At 55.1% G+C, this 17613-nt stretch carries 20 protein-coding genes; 18 read left to right on the top strand and 2 right to left on the bottom strand.

The genetic code is table 11. From position 1 onward, the window contains the following. Nucleotides 1-32 precede the first annotated feature (32 nt). The 5 genes from ACR0JR_RS18885 to ACR0JR_RS18865 are packed head-to-tail and all read left to right on the top strand — an operon-like array spanning nucleotide 33 to nucleotide 4469. Nucleotides 33-770, top strand: coding sequence for a BtpA/SgcQ family protein (locus ACR0JR_RS18885; RefSeq protein ID WP_480457456.1), 738 nt, complete (start codon nucleotides 33-35; stop codon nucleotides 768-770). A 14-nt stretch (nucleotides 771-784) separates the two neighbouring features. Continuing rightward, entirely contained in the window at nucleotides 785-1405 is a 621-nt protein-coding gene (locus ACR0JR_RS18880; RefSeq protein WP_480457455.1) for a phosphoribosyltransferase family protein, read from the top strand. Between the two features lie 39 nt (nucleotides 1406-1444). Continuing rightward, nucleotides 1445-2377 (top strand): ribose-phosphate pyrophosphokinase, encoded by a 933-nt coding sequence (locus tag ACR0JR_RS18875; RefSeq protein WP_170425085.1) that lies wholly within the window; start codon nucleotides 1445-1447, stop codon nucleotides 2375-2377. A gap of 54 nt (nucleotides 2378-2431) precedes the next feature. Next, nucleotides 2432-3499 carry a GlxA family transcriptional regulator gene (locus ACR0JR_RS18870; protein ID WP_170425087.1) on the top strand — a complete coding sequence of 356 codons (1068 nt, stop codon included), beginning with the start codon at nucleotides 2432-2434 and terminating at the stop codon, nucleotides 3497-3499. Nucleotides 3500-3518: 19 nt separating this feature from the next. Further along, nucleotides 3519-4469, top strand: coding sequence for an XdhC family protein (locus tag ACR0JR_RS18865; RefSeq protein WP_480457453.1), 951 nt, complete (start codon nucleotides 3519-3521; stop codon nucleotides 4467-4469). Between the two features lie 199 nt (nucleotides 4470-4668). On the opposite strand, the gene ACR0JR_RS18860 is transcribed toward ACR0JR_RS18865, so the two are convergent. Beyond that, nucleotides 4669-4851, bottom strand: coding sequence for a hypothetical protein (locus ACR0JR_RS18860; RefSeq protein ID WP_480457451.1), 183 nt, complete (start codon nucleotides 4849-4851; stop codon nucleotides 4669-4671). Nucleotides 4852-5059: 208 nt separating this feature from the next. On the opposite strand from ACR0JR_RS18860, the gene ACR0JR_RS18855 reads away from it, so the two are divergent. After that, complete coding sequence (locus ACR0JR_RS18855) at nucleotides 5060-6694, top strand: RcgA family putative transporter (RefSeq protein ID WP_480457449.1); 1635 nt, start codon at nucleotides 5060-5062, stop codon at nucleotides 6692-6694. Continuing rightward, nucleotides 6687-7691: an alpha/beta hydrolase gene (locus ACR0JR_RS18850; RefSeq protein ID WP_480457447.1), complete on the top strand. Its 1005-nt coding sequence runs from the start codon at nucleotides 6687-6689 to the stop codon at nucleotides 7689-7691. Before ACR0JR_RS18855 ends, ACR0JR_RS18850 begins: the two co-directional genes overlap by 8 nt. 76 nt (nucleotides 7692-7767) lie before the next feature. Here ACR0JR_RS18850 and ACR0JR_RS18845 read toward each other — a convergent pair whose 3' ends face one another. After that, nucleotides 7768-8319, bottom strand: a complete 552-nt coding sequence (locus ACR0JR_RS18845) for a hypothetical protein (protein WP_480457446.1) — start codon at nucleotides 8317-8319, stop codon at nucleotides 7768-7770. A gap of 351 nt (nucleotides 8320-8670) precedes the next feature. On the opposite strand from ACR0JR_RS18845, the gene ACR0JR_RS18840 reads away from it, so the two are divergent. The 11 genes from ACR0JR_RS18840 to ACR0JR_RS18790 all read left to right on the top strand — a co-directional run bounded on the left by ACR0JR_RS18840 (nucleotide 8671) and on the right by ACR0JR_RS18790 (nucleotide 17557). Then, a complete protein-coding gene (locus ACR0JR_RS18840; RefSeq protein WP_480457443.1) occupies nucleotides 8671-9051 on the top strand; it encodes a hypothetical protein in 381 nt (126 codons plus the stop codon). A gap of 192 nt (nucleotides 9052-9243) precedes the next feature. Beyond that, nucleotides 9244-9651 carry a thermonuclease family protein gene (locus ACR0JR_RS18835; protein WP_480457442.1) on the top strand — a complete coding sequence of 136 codons (408 nt, stop codon included), beginning with the start codon at nucleotides 9244-9246 and terminating at the stop codon, nucleotides 9649-9651. A gap of 349 nt (nucleotides 9652-10000) precedes the next feature. Beyond that, nucleotides 10001-11437, top strand: a complete 1437-nt coding sequence (locus ACR0JR_RS18830; RefSeq protein ID WP_480457440.1) for a DUF1173 family protein — start codon at nucleotides 10001-10003, stop codon at nucleotides 11435-11437. Next, nucleotides 11434-12081, top strand: coding sequence for a lytic transglycosylase domain-containing protein (locus ACR0JR_RS18825; protein ID WP_480457438.1), 648 nt, complete (start codon nucleotides 11434-11436; stop codon nucleotides 12079-12081). The genes ACR0JR_RS18830 and ACR0JR_RS18825 overlap by 4 nt, the downstream gene beginning before the upstream one ends. Before the next feature lie 28 nt (nucleotides 12082-12109). Continuing rightward, entirely contained in the window at nucleotides 12110-12412 is a 303-nt protein-coding gene (locus tag ACR0JR_RS18820) for a TrbC/VirB2 family protein (protein WP_480457436.1), read from the top strand. After that, nucleotides 12412-12702 (top strand): VirB3 family type IV secretion system protein, encoded by a 291-nt coding sequence (locus ACR0JR_RS18815; RefSeq protein WP_480457435.1) that lies wholly within the window; start codon nucleotides 12412-12414, stop codon nucleotides 12700-12702. The genes ACR0JR_RS18820 and ACR0JR_RS18815 overlap by 1 nt, the downstream gene beginning before the upstream one ends. Before the next feature lies 1 nt (nucleotide 12703). Next, nucleotides 12704-15145, top strand: a complete 2442-nt coding sequence (locus ACR0JR_RS18810) for a VirB4 family type IV secretion/conjugal transfer ATPase (RefSeq protein ID WP_480457433.1) — start codon at nucleotides 12704-12706, stop codon at nucleotides 15143-15145. Then, the gene (locus ACR0JR_RS18805; protein WP_480457431.1) at nucleotides 15142-15321 is read left to right on the top strand and encodes a hypothetical protein; all 180 of its coding nucleotides are present in this window, start codon (nucleotides 15142-15144) and stop codon (nucleotides 15319-15321) included. Before ACR0JR_RS18810 ends, ACR0JR_RS18805 begins: the two co-directional genes overlap by 4 nt. Nucleotides 15322-15345: 24 nt before the next feature. Next, nucleotides 15346-16098 carry a type IV secretion system protein gene (locus tag ACR0JR_RS18800; RefSeq protein WP_480457429.1) on the top strand — a complete coding sequence of 251 codons (753 nt, stop codon included), beginning with the start codon at nucleotides 15346-15348 and terminating at the stop codon, nucleotides 16096-16098. Further along, nucleotides 16098-16481, top strand: a complete 384-nt coding sequence (locus ACR0JR_RS18795) for a hypothetical protein (protein ID WP_480457428.1) — start codon at nucleotides 16098-16100, stop codon at nucleotides 16479-16481. The genes ACR0JR_RS18800 and ACR0JR_RS18795 overlap by 1 nt, the downstream gene beginning before the upstream one ends. Further along, nucleotides 16478-17557 carry a type IV secretion system protein gene (locus ACR0JR_RS18790; RefSeq protein WP_480457427.1) on the top strand — a complete coding sequence of 360 codons (1080 nt, stop codon included), beginning with the start codon at nucleotides 16478-16480 and terminating at the stop codon, nucleotides 17555-17557. Before ACR0JR_RS18795 ends, ACR0JR_RS18790 begins: the two co-directional genes overlap by 4 nt. Nucleotides 17558-17613: the final 56 nt, after the last annotated feature.

Raw genomic sequence — 17613 nt, 5'->3', positions numbered from 1 at the left:
ACCTCATTCCAGAAACCCGACGGAGAGTGAGGATGAACCGCAGCGACTTTCACACTGAATTTGGTAATGCGGGACCAGTCGTTCTGCCTGTTATCCATGTGCTCGACGAGGCCCAGGCGGAGAAAAATGTCCAGATCGCAATCGACTGTGGTTGCCCCGGCGTTTTTTTAATCAATCACGACTTCGAAAAGGAAAAGTTGGTCCCTATTATTAGGTCTATCCGGGGCAAGTTCCCGGATTACTGGATCGGCGTAAACTTCCTCGCAGTAACGGGAAAAATCGCGTTCCCGATCCTTGGCGACCTGCAGCGTGAAGGTGTCCGCGTAGACAGTTACTGGGCGGATGATGGCTGTATCGACGAGCGCCGAGGAGAGAACGATCAGGTCGAAGCTTTTGAAATAGACCTCATTCGTCAGCAAAGCGGTTGGACTGGTCTCTATATCGGCGGAACGTGCTTCAAGAAACAGCGCGAAGTCGATCCTTTCCAATATGGATATAGTGCCCGATTGGCCTGCAATCATATGGATGTGGTGCTGACTTCAGGTGTCGCCACGGGTCACGCCGCCGACCTCGGAAAGATAGAAACGTTCCGAAAAAACTGCGGTGATACGGCGCTTGGAATTGCATCGGGTGTCACCCCTGAAAACGCGAATGACTACAGCGATGATGTCGACCTGTTCATGGTCGCGACCGGAATCAACCATGAAGGCGATTTCTACAACATCAATCCCGCTCGCCTTCAGCAACTTATGACAATCACCAAGAGATAGAGAGGTAACTTAACATGGCACTCGACAAAGGACCCCGCGAAGACCGCTGGTATTTCGGCATCATGGCCCCCAACACCAAAGGCGACAAATTTGCCTGGCTGGATCCAACTTCGATCTACATCAATGGTAAAGCATACCACGATCTTCTCGATGATCTGTGCGCCGATCTGGACCCCGATGAGATCGACGTTGTCGCTGGCCTGGATGCTATGGGATTCGTTTTGGCCGCTGGTATCGCTGCCCGCATCGGTACGGGATTTTTGCCCATCCGCAAAGCCGGCAAACTGTGCGTCGAAACCGATAGCTCATCGATGACCAATTACTCGGGCAAAACTCAAGACATGGAGATGCGCTTGCCTGCATTCCGCCCTGGCACCCGTGTGCTGCTGGCAGACCAGTGGGTTGAAACCGGAGGCACTATGCACGGAGCTATCCAGCTTGTCGAACAACAGCAAGGCATTGTTGCTGGCATGGTTGCCGTCGTGATCGAAGAAAACGAAGCCACGGCCGAGTATCGCAAAAAGTACAAGTGCACTACGGCCATTCAACCCGGCACCAAGTGGCAGGAAGAGGCAAACAACCACTTCCTGGAGAGCTTCCGTTCCTACGATCCATCCATGGCCTTTCCCACCTAACTAGACCACTACTCCCCGACTTGCACGAGGTAACGACCAATGAAACTTATCTGCGGTAACAGCAATACCGATCTGGCTCAATCCATTGCCGGATACTTGAAAACCCCATTGGCCGAATGCCTCGTGCGCCGTTTTGCCGACGAAGAAGTCTGGGTTAAAATCGGAGAAAACGTGCGAGGAGACGATGTGTTTGTGATACAATCGACATCATTTCCCGCCAACGACAATCTGATGGAGTTGCTCGTTCTGATCGACGCGTTGAAACGAGCATCTGCAAAACGAATTACCGCTGTTATTCCATATTTCGGGTATGCTCGCCAGGATCGCAAACCCGCACCTCGCACTCCCATTTCGGCTAAATTGGTTGCAAACCTCATTACGTCGGCGGGTGCAGACCGTGTGCTTACGATGGATTTGCATGCAGACCAAATTCAAGGGTTCTTCGATATCCCAACAGACAATCTTATTGCTGTCCCCGCGATGGTACGCGACATCGAAAAAAACTATGACACTGGAAACACAATCGTCGTATCACCTGACGTTGGAGGCGTGGTGCGCGCGCGCCAACTTGCCAAACGTATTAAGAGCCCATTAGCAATTGTTGACAAGCGTCGGGACAAGCCGGGCCAATCTGAAGTCATGAATGTCATTGGGGATGTATCTGGCAAGTCGTGCATTCTGGTCGACGACATCATCGACTCTGGTGGCACATTGTGCAATGCCGCCACGGCTCTTCTGAAGAATGGCGCAAAAGATGTTTCTGCCTTTATCACCCACGGGGTTCTTTCAGGCAAAGCCGTTGAACGCATCAATGGGTCCGACCTGAAAGAGTTGGTCATTACCGACACGATTTCAGCAACCGATGCGGTCAAGGCCTCGGATCGTATTCGTGTGATCACAGTTTCCGATATGTTCGGCAAAGCCATCGTGCGTACGGCAAATTCAGAATCAGTCAGCGTTCTTTTCGAGTGATACAGCAGGGGAAGATCAGCCGGAGAGTTTCCGACACAGAATAAGGAGATAGATATGTCGCGTTTAGAGCAAAGGGCCTTTGTCAGCGGTTATGATTTTGTGCCGAAAGGTGCCGCCTCATTCCAAGTTCCCGAAGATGCACCCACGCGTGACTATCTATTTCTGCTTTTACCAAATCTAACTCTACTCGCTCTTAGTTCGGCCATCGAACCCTTGCGTGTGGCCAATCAGCTTACCGGCAAGCAGTTGTATCGCTGGTACACTACGTCGATCCAGAACAATACCGTCAATTGTTCAAACGGGATCTCAATAACGCCGGATATTGCGCTGCCACAAAACGTGGATGACAGATACACATTTGTTTGCGGTGGAACGGAACCTGGACTTAATTCCGATAGTCAAACCATAAACTGGATCCGCGGGCAGCACCGCTTTGGGCGCAACTTTGGAGCGATATGTACTGGGACATATCAATTAGCTCAGGCGGGGATTCTAAACAAAAAGCGTTTTACGTTGCACTGGGAGAACCAGTCGGCGTTTTGTGAAGCTTTCCCAACACTCGTCCCCACTATGAATCTATTTGAAAACCACTCCGGGCTTTTGACCTGCGGTGGCGGTTCAGCAGCTGCAGATATGATGTTGTCCATCATCGCCAAAGACCATGGGAATGAACTCGCCGCTCTGATAGCTGATATGTGCATCCATGGACGCAAGAACAGCGATCATGTCCCCCAAAAATCTTCCATCGCTCATATGATCGGAAATCGCAACAAGGCCCTCATAATCGTATTGGAACTCATGAAAAACAATCTTGAAGAACCATTGGCGCTAAACGAAATGACCAAGGCTGCGGGTATTTCGCGTCGGCAGATCGAAAGATTGTTTCAGATTTACTTAGGCACCTCCCCAAAGCGCTTCTATTCAGATTTGCGCCTCGAAAGGGGGCATGTACTACTTGGGGAAACCAATTTGTCCATCATGGAAATCGCGTCCGCGTGTGGGTTTTCCGTGGGACATTTCACTAATCGCTTCAAAAAGCGATATGGGGTTAGTCCGCGCGACTACAGCGCGCAGTGGCGCGTTAACCAACCGCGTGAATCTCTAACGAAACCGATGAGCTGACGGAGGCTGTATCGCTGCAATGAATGCCGGAAAAATGACACTGCCAGCACTCGACGTCGGCGCACCGATGCAGCCAATCCGGGCTTTAGTTGAATCGCCCGAACAAGGCGCCCTAGCTGTGATTGTGAATATAGAAGGACCTTCATACCGCCCGCTTGGAGCAATGATGGCAGTATTCAAAGACAAGCGGCGAGTAGGTAGCTTGTCGTCGGGCTGCGTCGAAGCCGATATAGCACTACATGCGCTGGAAGCGCTTTCAAACGGACGGCCAAAAACTGTGCATTACGGCCGCGGCTCATCGTATCGCGACATCCAGTTGCCTTGTGGGGTAGGAATGAGCGTGCTGCTCATACCTGCACCTGACCTCACTGTCCTTCACGACATATGCGAGTGCCATGCCGCCCGAGAGGTCTTGACCCTGCGCATCCACACCGAAACCGGAGCACTTTCTCTATTTGGTGATGCCGAAGCGACGGTCGAGGACGCAACTTTCGTGCTTCAGATCAACCCAGAGCTCAGATTCTACGTTTTCGGAAAAGGGCCTGAAGCAAGTACTTTTACTTCATTGGTTCAGACGATGGGTCACGCCAATCTTTTGCTTTCCCCGGACACCGAAACGTTGGAAGCAGCCATGCGAGTGGGTTGCAATACGCAACACCTGACCAATCGAAGCTTTCCACCAGGTCTTTCCGTCGATGCATACACGGCGATTATTCTCTTTTTTCACGACCACGATTGGGAACCACCGATACTCGCCCAAGCGCTCGAAACACCTGCATTTTACATCGGCGCTCAAGGTAGCCGTCGCGCCAGAGATAACCGGCTTGCTGAACTTAGGAACATGGGTGTTCTCGAAGCTTCGCTGGAACGACTCGTGGGTCCTATGGGTATTGTCCCATCGGCGCGCGATGCTGGCACTCTCGCGGTCTCTGTGTTAGCCGAAGTGCTTGCAAGGAAATCAAGTGCTTAGCATTTTGAGCTTTCAAGACTCAAAATTCGCTGATTTTACACGTTGACGATCCAGAGGACAGCCCAAGCGTTTTGATGGGCACTTTAACTTTGCGGATACAGGCATGAGCGGCGTAATTGCAATTATGTGAAGTTCTTTGGGCCGAATGCTCACCATCTAAAGTCAAGATGGGTCGTGTGGTGAATTTCGGGCAGTTTTCTCAAAGCCGCAGACGCGCTGCGGGCGAGAGCTCCACCACCTTCAAACCGCTGTTGGACGCAACACTGACTTGCCCGTTGTTCCACGCGTAAACAACCGCCATTGTTTTGCCTGTGCGCGCGTCCTGCACTTCAATTATCGGTTCGCCTTTTTTTGCGCGCTCGGTTTGTTGGTGTGTCGACATCTGCATTCCTCGGTGTTCGTAAAACCCAACCGCCACAGGCTGGTGTTGCCGGCGGGCAGGGCGTGTTTCACTGTTCTATTGTTGCGTTCCACTCTCTGACTCAAGCGGATTATGGCTCAACTCTGAGGAGAGTATGGCGGCTCGTTGACAATCGCACGAACTGGAACGAAACAGGATGAAACGGAACGAACCATAAGCGTGTAATCGATTGATAAAACACGGTAAATATTTTGTTCCCCCGCTGAAAGATGGCAGCGACTTCAAGGAACTCTTCAGGTATCTGGTTTCAGTAGGAGCCGGCCTTCCCGTTGACCAGGCGGGACTTCCTGTGGGCTCATGGACCCCAGAGCTGCTTGCCAGCACCATCTCTCAGTTTGATTCCAATAGGTCGGGTGTCGAGCTAAGGACAGTTCAGCATTGGTTTCAGGATAACGACAGAGGAATTAGCAACGACAATATTCGCTGGTTGGCGCGCGTTTTCGGTTGTGACGATCCCGACGCTATCAGCGCGTGGCGTGCGGAACTTAGCGCCGCCAACAGGCGGCTTGCCGCGAAAAGACGGGGGAAACGGAACGCCCAGAAACGGGGTGCGATTTCTCCAATCGGCGTGGCCAACGGCAGCGAAGAAGTAACGCAGGCCAAGGTTTCGAGACGCAATGATCCGGTGGAACCGAAGAGAATTCCCGGAATAGCAGGAAGAACAGAAGCGATCTTCAGCACTCATTCCTCTTTGGGTTTACCAGTCGTTGTTTTTGCCGCCGCTACCGCACTTGGCCTTATGTCGTTTTCGCTCAATATCCACAGCGTCGTCTTTGTTCCTCCAACAGGTCCTCCAAAACAGGTCGGATTTCTTTGGGCGCCAAACTGGATAATCGTCTTCACGGCAATTCTACCAGCTTACTTTGCGATACTGATCAATCTATTGCGTTCATGGAAGAGAAAGTGGCGAATAGGTTTGTCCAACTTCCTCGATCGCAAAAATCCGTTCCCGAGCTGGTCGGAAAGGGTAGCGACCGTGTCCATCGCATATTGGGCGGTATTTGGGGTCACTGTGGCAATAGCCTCCGGATTCAACTGGGTGGAAACTCATCTGATCCCACTGTTGATCGGGAACGCGGGTAATTGGACCGTCGATTGGGGCAGAATAGCTATCTTTCGTCCTGATTTGATATCTGTTCCAAGCGCGGTAATTTTCTCCGGCCTCGTCTTCCTCCTTAACGCTTTTGGCTCTTACCTGTTCTTCACTGGCCTCATTGTAATCTATTCCATTACGGATGATTTCGTTGACTTGGTGCGAGGGCTCGGGCGCGGCGAGGCGGATGAAGAACACCTGTACATAGAAATGGTAGGCCGAGCAGTCATGGCCGGGATATTTCGGTGCACGTCCCTGGGTTTGGTGATCACCATTTTGATGAAACTACAAGCCAGCTATTTGCTGTCGCATAGCAGGGATATCGTCAGTTGGATGGTGGCCGACGGTCTGAGTATTTTTCGCGGCGACGAGGTATTTTTGGACCAGTATGGGTTCGGTCGGAACGCGCCGGGGCACTACTACAGCTTCTTTTGCATGATCATCATTGTGGCTGTCTTTATCATTTGTTCTGCCAGAATACGGACCGTATTGGCCCAAATGAGTTCTCCGAAGCGGGATGATGAGGATCACATCCCGTGGATGGCGATGTATGGCGTCATGGCATTGTTGGCGATGACGTACCTTACTATTGGTGTGTTTCCCGGCTTCACGATCCTCCTGATTGCTGCCCTGACCTTGGCTGCATGTTTCCTTGCACGACCCACCCTGGGTCAGCTTAACGCAACAAAACCGAGAGAATTAGATGCCTAAGACGAATGCCCTGGACAAAGCCCCCATACATCCCGAAGTCGCGGAAGGCCCATCCGATGTGCGCGCCTATTGGTTTCACGCCGATGACAATGTGCGCCTCCGGGTGGCTCACTGGCCAACGGAGAAACCATCCAAAGGCACGGTTTTTCTGTTTCAGGGGCGAACGGAAAACATAGAAAAATACGGGCGCACCGTCGAGTATCTACATGAATTCGGTTATACGGCGTTCGCAGTTGACTGGCGTGGCCAGGGGCTTTCGGACAGGCTCACCGAAGATCGACTGATGGGCCATGTCGTTCGGTTTTCTGATTACCAGAAAGATGTTGCTGCCACGATTGAAGCGGCCAAGTCTCTCAACCTTCCACAGCCCTGGTATCTGATTGGACACTCGTTAGGTGCCTGCGTCGGTCTCCGCGCAATTGCTGAAGGGTTTCCGGTGGCTGCCTGCGCATTCACCGCTCCCTTGTGGGACATAAATCTCCCACGGTTGCAGCGTCTTGGCGCCTGGCCTTTGTCATGGGCATTTCAAGCACTGGGGAAGGGTGACACATACGCTCCTGGTACACGCGGGGAAAGCTATGTCCTTACGACTGATTTCAATGACAACAGGCTGACATATGATCCTGACATGTACGAATACTATGCAAACATATCGGAATCTCTGCCTGAGCAAGTGATTGGCGGACCAAGTATGGGGTGGCTGTTTCAGGCCCTCAAAGAGACCAGGTCGTTGTCAAAAATGCGTTCTCCCAACACGCCATGTATCACGTTCTGTGGTGCCGAAGATGAAATCGTTGCCATATCCGCAATACAGGATCGAATGGCGCGTTGGCCCGGCGGAAAGCTGGAACTAATTCCGAATGCCAGACATGACGTGCTTTATGAGACGCCGAAGGTTCGGGAGCATGTGTTGTCTCAGATTTGTGAGCTTTTTTCGGCATCAACGGCGGAAAAACCGAGAGCGCCGAAAAAACCAAGTAGTGATGCATTGGTTTAGCATCAATCAACCGGTCGGAGATAGAGTTTCTCCTGAACAGCATTGTGCGCTCAGCTGGCTCGCCTGGACGAGTTGGTCAATATGGGACCAGCTCATAATCATAACGGCCAAAAATGTCTGTCCACTCGACACCAACACCGCGAAAATAGCTTGGACAGTCTTTGCGGAGAGGCAGCCAATCCGGTCTTGGCCCAGGAGTACGATCCGACCAACGGAAATTGGCGTTCTCGTCATAGGTTCCGACAACCATATCCAGGCGCACGGAACATGGGCCTTCGCGTTCGCGGACCCTGTAACTGTAGTGCCGCACATCCCAAACGCGGATGGACCTGATCACGTCAAAGTCCGCTGACGAAAGATCGACGCTTGCCTGTGTTGGCACGGGTGGGGCAGGGGAACCGATCGGCATCCAGCTCGCATTCTGGTCTGCGTCGCTTGTTGACCACAATTCAGAGGTGAACGAGGCCTCGACAACAATTGCACTTTCTTCATCGTCGGGCAGCTCGGGAGTTGGTGTTGCACTTACGGCCTTTATGGCTTCCAGGCGTTGCATCGGCGTGAGCTGGGATGAGCCAGAGGCAACGCCCATCGGGCAGCGCCAAAGTTGCAGCGGCGGCTCTACGGGCATCGGTGTTATGCGTCTAATGAACTCTGCCCGGGCCGCATTGCAGTCAGGGTCACTCGGCCACCCGCCAGCGAGGCAAAGGAGTATCGCGCAATCAATCGGGTAGCCTTCGGCTGGGGCTGATAAACCAAGTGCCAGGGCGGACGTGCATCCAAGTAGCGTCATGCGAAACATAGTAGGATCCTTTCAAGCAACAGAGATTGAGTGAATCGTGTCGGCTGAATTCTGCTTGAATTTTTAGAACACATTATTTTCTGTTTTGCAAATTTGAAATTATGCATTATTGAAAATACCAGATCTGAACTTTCGCAGGTTTCGAAAGGATGTAAGAAGTCGTCTCATAGGGGGACGACCATGCCGCACAGAAAGAACTTTCCATTGATCACACAAGGCGAAGCACGAGACCTTGTTGAATCAGGAAAGGACTATGAATTTCGGTATGACCTAGTCGAGCTGGGGCAAAATGGACGTCCGCAATACATTTGCATCTATCGCTACGATGGGAAGGACAACGTCCTCATCTCTGAAAGGGCGACGTCTCAAGGGGTTGTTCCTCGAAGACTGTCTCTATTTCCGGGCCTGTTCAATTTCCACAGCCGCTTCAGACAAGGCAGTGACATCATCCTCCACAATGATCTCACGATCACGACCGATGGAGTACGAGGACACATCAACTTGGATTTTGATAAAGACCCTGATCAGGACGATTCAAACGACGACGGCAAAACCAAGTAGTCCGAAGGTTTGCTTAATACAGGCATTGTCTGTCGGCCGTCTGGGCCAAGCCGTTTCTCAGCTAGCCTTCGAAAAAGCGCAAGAGACCGCGATCCTGCTGACATGGCGCGGGGCAGGGGGCACGCCTGTTGTTGTTCCCTGCCTCGTTGATCGAGGTTCCGACTTTCTTTTGCAGAAAGGAGGGCAGGGCGCATGAATAAGCTCCTTCTTTGTGGTGCGGTGCTGGCCGGGCTGCTGGTCGCAAACAATCACCTCGGCCAGTCGACCAAGGTCCTGAGCGCCTCAGAGGTTGTTGCCGTTGACGGCGACACTATCGACCATGGCGATGATCGCTATCGCCTCATCGGCTTTGACACGCCTGAGACCTACCGCCCACAATGTGATGCGGAAAAGGCTCTGGGCCTGAAGGCGAAAGACAGGCTGACAGACATCATCGACACAGCCGGCCAAATTAAGTTGGTCATCAAACCAGGACTGGACGTGCATGACCGTTTTCTGGCGGTCGGGCGCGTGGGCGGACAGAACGTCGGGACCATCCTGATTTCCGAAGGTCTCGCGCGACCATACAGCGGCGGCAAGCGCCAGTCGTGGTGCACGTGATAGGAGAAAAATGCAGCAAGAGGAAGAAAACTAATCGAGCGAGGAACGGTCCTGTCGGTTGCGCCAACAACCGGCAGGACCAGAAAAACGCCCCAAAGCCATCCGGGGCCTTCCTCAAACATCAAGAGAGGACCGTAACGATGAAGAAAACAGTAACCTCCGATGCTGCTCCTAAAAAGGACAGCTACTGCACCGGAGTCAATGCCTCTGAGTCCGCGGGGCATTAACGATGTCTGAGCGTTGGCCGAGTGTCTGAAGCCTGCGTGCTCAAACGCGCCGGCCTTCCGCGCCATAAGGTTTATTATGTAAATAATGCTGACCTTTTCTTCACGACAGAAAGGACAACTGAATGACATTACATCTCAATGGCGTACCCTTGCTGGTCGATAGTCCACACGGACAGCGCGCCCTGAAGGCTGCGCACAGCACGGGCACGCGCGTTGAGTGCGGATGCCGTGTGCCCGCCCCGAAAATGTACGTTGCTGCAATGGCGGGCAAATTCATCGTCAAGCGGATGCCCGGCACTGGCCCGGATCACGCAGTTGGCTGCCCGTCATTTTTGCCGCCAGACGAACTGTCGGGACTGGCACAGATCCAGGCATCGGCCATCGCCGAAAATCCCGACGACGGTACAACCACGCTCAAACTGGGCTTCCCACTGCGAAAGAACACCAAGTCCCGGGCCGCTCCGGAGGCAACCGGTCGGAAGCCAACCGAAGCGAAGGCCGCCCCGCGTAAGCTGACTATTACCAGCGTTCTGCACTTCCTCTGGCATGAGGCTGATTTGGGCAAGTGGTATCCCCGGATGAACGGAAAGCGGTATTGGGGCCTTATCCACGCCGCCCTGCGCCGGGCCGCTGCGGGAAAGATCGTCAAAGGCCAGGACCTGTCCCGCATTCTCTACGTCCCGGAATACTTCAAAGTGAACGATAAGGCAGAGATAGCAACCAGACGGAACCGGATTTTTGCCGACCTCCGACCAGCTGGACGCGGGGCAACTCCATTCGGCCTTGTGATCGCCGAGTACAAGACCTTGGAAGCCACGGCGCATGGCGCGCGGTTCATCTTCAAACATGCCCCCGATTGCGCGTTCTTCGCTGACAAGGATTTGGCGCAGAAATTCGACAAAGTGTTCGGCGATCAGCTGCGCCTGATTGAAGCCATGGGGTCCGGCCATGCCATCGTGATCGCCAGCTTCTCCATCGCAAAGGCAGGTTATCCGGTCCTCCATGAACTTGGCCTGATGCTGGTGACGGCCAACTGGATACCGTTCGAGGGCCTGCGTGATCGGGATGTTCTGACGGCGCTGACCGAACAGTCCCGCGCCTTCCAGAAACAGATGCGGTTCAACTTGCCGCCAGATGCGCCGATCGCAACCGCCGTGCTGCTGGATACGGCTGATCCAGTGGCCCTGTTCGTTGCCGACAATCCCGACGATTCCGGAGCACTGGCGCAACTCACGACCGCCTCGGAAGAAACCCGCTATCCGAGCTGGTGCTGGTTCGACGGTGGTCCGATGGGTCCATTCCCGGCTCGCGGCGTGCGTATCTCCGGCCACCACTCACAAACATCGGAGGGACGTGCGGGCAAGCACGCGGACTCTGAGGTTCCTGAGTATTTGGCGGAAAGCAATCCCGATGAAGACGGTAAATTCCCTCCCCGCCGACAGGACGATGTCGCGACGGAGAGGGATGCCGATCAAACTCATTTTGGGATGGGGTTCGACCAGCAATCTCCCCCTACTTCAACCTCTTCAAGGTCACAAAAGGACAGTTGGTCGACATGAATAACTTGTTCAAACCGTTGCTGATTAGCCTCCCTTTAATTGCGGCGTTCGCATCATCTGCCCAGGCGCAGAATGACGAGGCTGCAATCTGCGCGAGTCGTGATGGCCCGCTGTTGAGTGGAGGGCGCTTGCTATGCGCGACCGCCCCCACCCGCACCTGCCTGGAACCGGCATTCCGGGCAGGTGCAATGGTATGCCTCAAGTACGAGGATGGCGGCCATGCTGCACAGGCTGCGACCCAAAAAGCAAGCCCGCGTAGCAAAGGCGAATGGGCCGATGAAGCGGAACGGGCTGCAATGCGCCACGGTGTTCCGGTGCCCCTGTTCCACGCCCTGATCAATCAGGAAAGCCGCTGGAACGCCAACGCGATCAGCCCCAAGGGGGCACTGGGATTGGCGCAGCTGATGCCCCCAACAGCCGCCGCACTTGGCGTCGATCCGCATGATCCGGTTCAGAATCTCGACGGCGGCGCGCGATATCTCAAGGCCATGTTCCTGAAATTCGGCAACTGGCGGCTGGCGCTGGCAGCCTACAACGCCGGACCCAAGGCAGTGGAACGCTATTCCGGCGTGCCGCCCTACTCCGAGACCACCCACTATGTCGCAACCGTTCTCGAAGGGGCCGGGCTACCCCCCGACGCCTGACCCACTCAATCCAAGGAGACTGAACCACATGAAACGCAACCCGAAGAACCTCGCAGCGCTCACAATGCTGACCCTGCTTGCGTTCAGCAGCCCGGCCCTGGCGCAGGACCTGTTTGCGGCCCCTGTATCCATTCTGACCCAGATACGCGCCTTCATCACAGGCGCCAACGGCATCCTGCTCGGCGGCGCAGCCATTGCACTTGCCGGCATCTCCGCCGCCAGCCCGCGGGTGCCGGTCACCTGGGGCCATTTCTTCGTCATCATAATCGTGTTGGGCATTTTCTTTGGCGCATTCGGGATTGCGGAAGCCATTCAGGGATTTGCGACCTGATGAGTGATGACAACCGGATATTCCAGGCGATCACCCGGCCCTCGGAGAGGGCCGGGATGCCGATGAGCTTTCACATCTTTGCCCTCAGCATCCCCCTGATGATCTTCATCACGACGCAAGGCTTTCTCGGCTTCTGGGGATTGCCCTCCATTGTCCTGTCATATCTCGCCGCCCGCTGGATCGTCAGCGTTGATCCTTACCTGCCGGATCATCTGGCAACGATGGCCGACTGCAAATTGTTCACCAAAAACAAGCCCTTCTGGGGCGGCAATTCTTACGCCGGAGACTGACATGAATGTGCACCCGGAGATTCAAAAGGCCATGCCGTCGGCACGCCGCGCCGCGCGGGAGGTACCAGCCACCACGCATATTCCATTTGTGCGCTTCCTGCAGGACGGGACATTCACAACCCGCAACGGTGATTTGGTCGCAGTGTTGGAACTCAAAGGGTTCATCCACGAAACCGCGGATCGAGTTGCAGTCAAAGCGGCCAACGACACGCTCGCCCGCCTTGCCTCCAGCTTTGAAGACAATCGAACAGCCTTCTACAGCCATATCATCCGGACCAAAGTGAACCTGTCCAACACGCTGCCGCCCGTGACCGGTCCCGCGTTTTCTGAAGAACTGGATCGCCACTATCGGGAACAGCTGGATCAGGACGAGACGTTTCAACTCCATCACTTCCTGACAATCGTGCGACGCCCCTATACCAGCGGCAAGCGGTTGATTGATGCCGGGTTGCGGTCTCTTCGCGCGGCCACCTCAGATCCGGCCGGAACCGCCGCACGTGACAGGAACCGCAAAGCCCTGCATGTGGCGGCGGAACAAGCGATGCGCGATCTGTCGGTGTTCGGCGCGCGCCGGCTCACCGGGTCAGATGCGGATCGCAGCCACACGCTGTCCTTTCTTTCGATGCTGCAAAGCGGGATTTGGCAAAAGGCTCCATCCGTCTGGACCCACCTGGCCGATGCCGTGCCAAACGGGCGCATCACGTTCCGCAAAGACCACGTTCACAGCCTGTCACCGGGCGGGAACAAGGATCGTTTTGCGGCCGTCTTTGCAGTCAACGCCTATCCGGAACGGTCCAAATACTACATGTTCGATGAGTTGCTGGGGGAGCGATGCGAGTTCATTGCGACCCAATGCTACGCGCCGCTGGACCGTGTATCAGGCGGCACCAAGATCCGAGACGCCAAGCGGGGAATGGAAGATGCAGGCGACGAAGCGGAATCGCTGCAAAAGGATCTGAATGAGGCGCGCGACGCGGTTGCCTCCCGTGCCATGTCCATTGGGCGGCACCACTTCACCGTTGCCGTTCTGGGAGAGACCCGCGACGAGATGGAAGACGCGGCCACGCGCGTGAACTCCTCACTGAACGGCGCGGATCTGCGCACAAGGCGCGAAGACATCGGGTTAGAGGCGGCCTGGTGGGCGCAGCTGCCGGGCAATTTCGCCTACCAGGCGCGCGCCAAGAAGCGCTTTGTGTCCGACAAAAACTTTGCCGACTTTGCCAACCTGCATTCCTGGCCGACGGGCTCGTGGGAAAGGCTACGCTGGGGCGGGCCCGTGGCTGCGTTCCGAACACTTGCCGGCACACCGTTCTGGTTTTCGTTTCACCGGGAAGGGTCTGACAAGGACGCGGGTCCGGGCACAACCGCAATTTTCGGTGCACCAGGAGAAGGAAAAACCCTGCTGGCAAACTTCCTGATGTCCTGTTGCTATCGCCTGCCCGATCCGCCCCATTTCATCGCCTTTGACAAAGACCGTGGGTCCGAGACATTTATCCGCGCGCTTGGAGGCACATACCTTCAGTTGAAACCGGGCCTCAATCTGGGATTCAACCCGTTTGCCGTGGCAGCCGATAAGGCCGGGATCGAGTGGCTTGAGGGGTTCATCAAACGCCTGACCGGCGCAGAAAAGCTGACGCCGGAACAAGAACGGCGGATTGCCACCGGCCTGCGCCGCCTTGCGTCGGGTGATGCAGCCCTGCGCACCTTCTCAGACTTTGTTACTACCTTGCGGTCGGTCGATGACCGCGATGCGCCTATACAGCTGCTCGATGCACTGGAAAAGTGGCACGGGTCCGGCAGTCGTGCTTGGCTGTTTGACAACCCGCAAGACAGTTTCAGCCTCGACCAGCCCATTACCGCGTTTGATATGACCGCGTTGCTGAAAGACACCGATATCCGGTCGCCGCTGCTGGATTATTTGTTCTACCGGATCGAGCGCAAACTGGCCGCTGGCAAACCGCTGATCATCGAAATCGACGAAGCCTGGAACCTGTTTGACGACCCAAGGTTTGTTGGCCGCATTCGGGACTGGATCAAGACCATTCGGAAGCTCGATGGCATTTTGGTGTTCATGACACAGGAGGCGTCGGACGCGTCGAAATCTGCCATTGCCGACACGCTGGTTCAGTCGTCAGAAAACAAGATATTCTTTGCCAACCCGCAGGCTGACCGCGAAACATATATTGATACCTTCCGCCTGACCGAAGGTGAGTTCAACGCGGTTATGTCCATGCCGCCAAAATCCCGCCTCGCACTGATCCGCAATACAGAAGGCGCCGCCGTGGTTTCGACCCGGTTGGACTTGCCAGAACCTTTCTATCGCGTGCTGTCCGCCACCGGTGAAAGTGTCGCAGAAATGGACCGGCTGCGCACGGAGCACGGTGAGGACGGCTGGCTCGATGCCTTCATGATCCCCATAATCCCACAGGAGACCTCCCAATGATCCGTAACATCGTTTTCGTTGCCCTCGGCCTGTCCCTGCTCGGGGCCTGCACGATTGCTGGCGATGTCGTCGACCCGCCCCGCGAGCTGAAAGCCAATTGCAACATCGCTGACGCAGAACCAGTTCCGCAGACCGGCCTTGCCACCACCCCGCCGCTCAGCATCGGCAAAGTCTGACCCACCCCACGAAAGGACTTGATGATGAAGACCCTTCTCAAAACCAGCGTAGCAGCCGTTGCCCTAGCCGGGTTTGTTGGAATGTCCGACAAAGCCAGCGCGCAGGGTGTTCCGACCTACAGCGCCACTGAACATGCCGAACTGATCGCCCTGCTGAATTCCACCGGTGAAATGGTGAACCTCGATACCAAGATGTTGGACAATGCGTTGCTGCAGTTGAACGAGCTGCAGGAGCAACTGCGCCAGGCTCGGGCAACCCATAATGCGATCACAGGCGCGCGGGATCAGATAAGCAACCTGTTCAACGGCGATATTACGCCGAGGCGTTTGGCATCCTCGCTGACCACTTTGTCCATGACCGGCAACTCGGTGAACAACCGTCTCGGAAATCATCTGGAGGCATTGAAAGTCGATTTCCAGCCTTTGAGCGGGTTACAGGCGATGGGACGGTCTGAGGCTGATCCGGTAACAAAATCCCATGATTTAGTGTCCGGATCGAGCCTTGCAGGCCTAGCTGTGGCCGAAGAAGGCTTTGCCGGGGCTGGCGAAGCGATGCAGCGCTATGACGGCTACCGTCAACAGATCGCGTCTACCGAAGATCTGAAAGCCAGCATCGATCTGAACACACGTATAGCGGTCGAAAACGGCATGATGCTCGCCACAATCTTGCAAACATTATCCGCACAAGGTCAGCTGGACGCTGCAATCGTCAACGAACGTCTGCGTGGTCAGGACCTCGTGGCCCGCAAGGCGTACCGACCTCAGGGAGCCAACTGATGCGCATCACCACTCACACTTTAATAATTGCTACAACCGTCGTCACCGCTCTGTTGGCGGGTCACCCGGCAATGGCACTGACAGAAGAGCAGATCGAAAACATGCGGATGCTGGATGCAAAACGTGTTGCCCGGTACCGCAAGGCAACCACCGTCAGACTCGCTTACGCCGAAACATGTGAGGCAGCATTCACCGCAAATGAACCGATGCCGGAGAAAGATGTTCGGCTCAATGGCCCCATCGAAATTGACGACGATTTGATGGAGATGACCCCAGAAGAGATCTCGGAACAATTCGGGCTTGCTTCAGCTGCGTTCCGGGAATCCGACAAAGCTGTCAACAACTGCCTACGCAAATACAGGAAAAGGAATGAAGGGTCATGAGCATCAGAGATTTCCTTGTCGGAACCGATCAGAGCTTTGACGATATTATCAATGGCGGCTCACAACAGGTGTTCCAGGCGCTTGCGACGCCAAGCGCGGAATTTCTGACCTTTCTCGCAGGAGCCGCGCTGGGGGTCTGGGCAATTACTGCCGGGTTCCGAGGCAGTTTTTCACTGGACGGCTTCATTACCTTCGTTTTTCGATTTTCCTTATTCTATCTGGCCGTGTCTGGCGGCGCGCTTTGGACACAGTACGTTTTTCCATTCCTCACCCAATTCCCCATCAATGTCGGCAACACTGTACTCAGCCAGTTTGGGGGAGCCGGGAACGCCGAGGGCGTAGCAACTGCATTTGCCGATGTTGCAGACACATCCTTCAATAACATCACGACCGCATTGGGTTCGTATGGGGTGACGGACTACCTGTCAGGCGAAGCACTAGGCGTGGTCATCATGGCGTTGCTCGCTGCGGTCGCGATCCTAGCCATGATCGTCATTGCGCTTGCGCTGCTCGTTGCTTCGAAAGTCCTGATGGCCATTCTGCTCGCCATCTTCCCGGTCATGGCCGTCTGGGCTTACCTGCGCAGCTCTGCGGAGATCTTCAACGGCTGGGTGCGTGGCATCACCATGCTGGTTCTGTTTCAGATCCTGCTCTTTGGAGTCATGGGCATTGCTCTAGCCGCGACGAAGGGTGTCTCCGATTCTGTCACTGATGGCGTTCTTTCAGACACAGACATTCCTCTCGAGATGTTCAAACTGGCGGGCATCAGCGGCATAACCGCCGGACTTCTCTTGATCTGTCCGATGATCGCGCAGCGGATCGGCGGTGCGGCGCTGGCTCTGGGCGAATCCCAGATCAAAGGTGCTGGTCATCACGGAGTGAAACTCCTGGGCGGAAGGCTGACCGGTGTAGGATCCGGCGGAAATAACCTGGGTGACGTTGCCAATCAACGCGCCAACGCAGCCAGCGCGGCAGACGGCCCCTCCCCTGCAGAGGCGAACAGTCAGCGTATTCGGGATTCTGTGAGACGAGGAGCCGAACGCATGGCCGAAGAAGCCAGATCTCGACGAACCTGAACTGAAACCACGACTGAAACCGCCGGCGGGCTGGCCCCGCAACAGACGAGGAGTCA

The organism is Ruegeria sp. AA3 (assembly GCF_056542905.1).
This window is presented reverse-complemented; position numbering and strand designations above follow the sequence as displayed.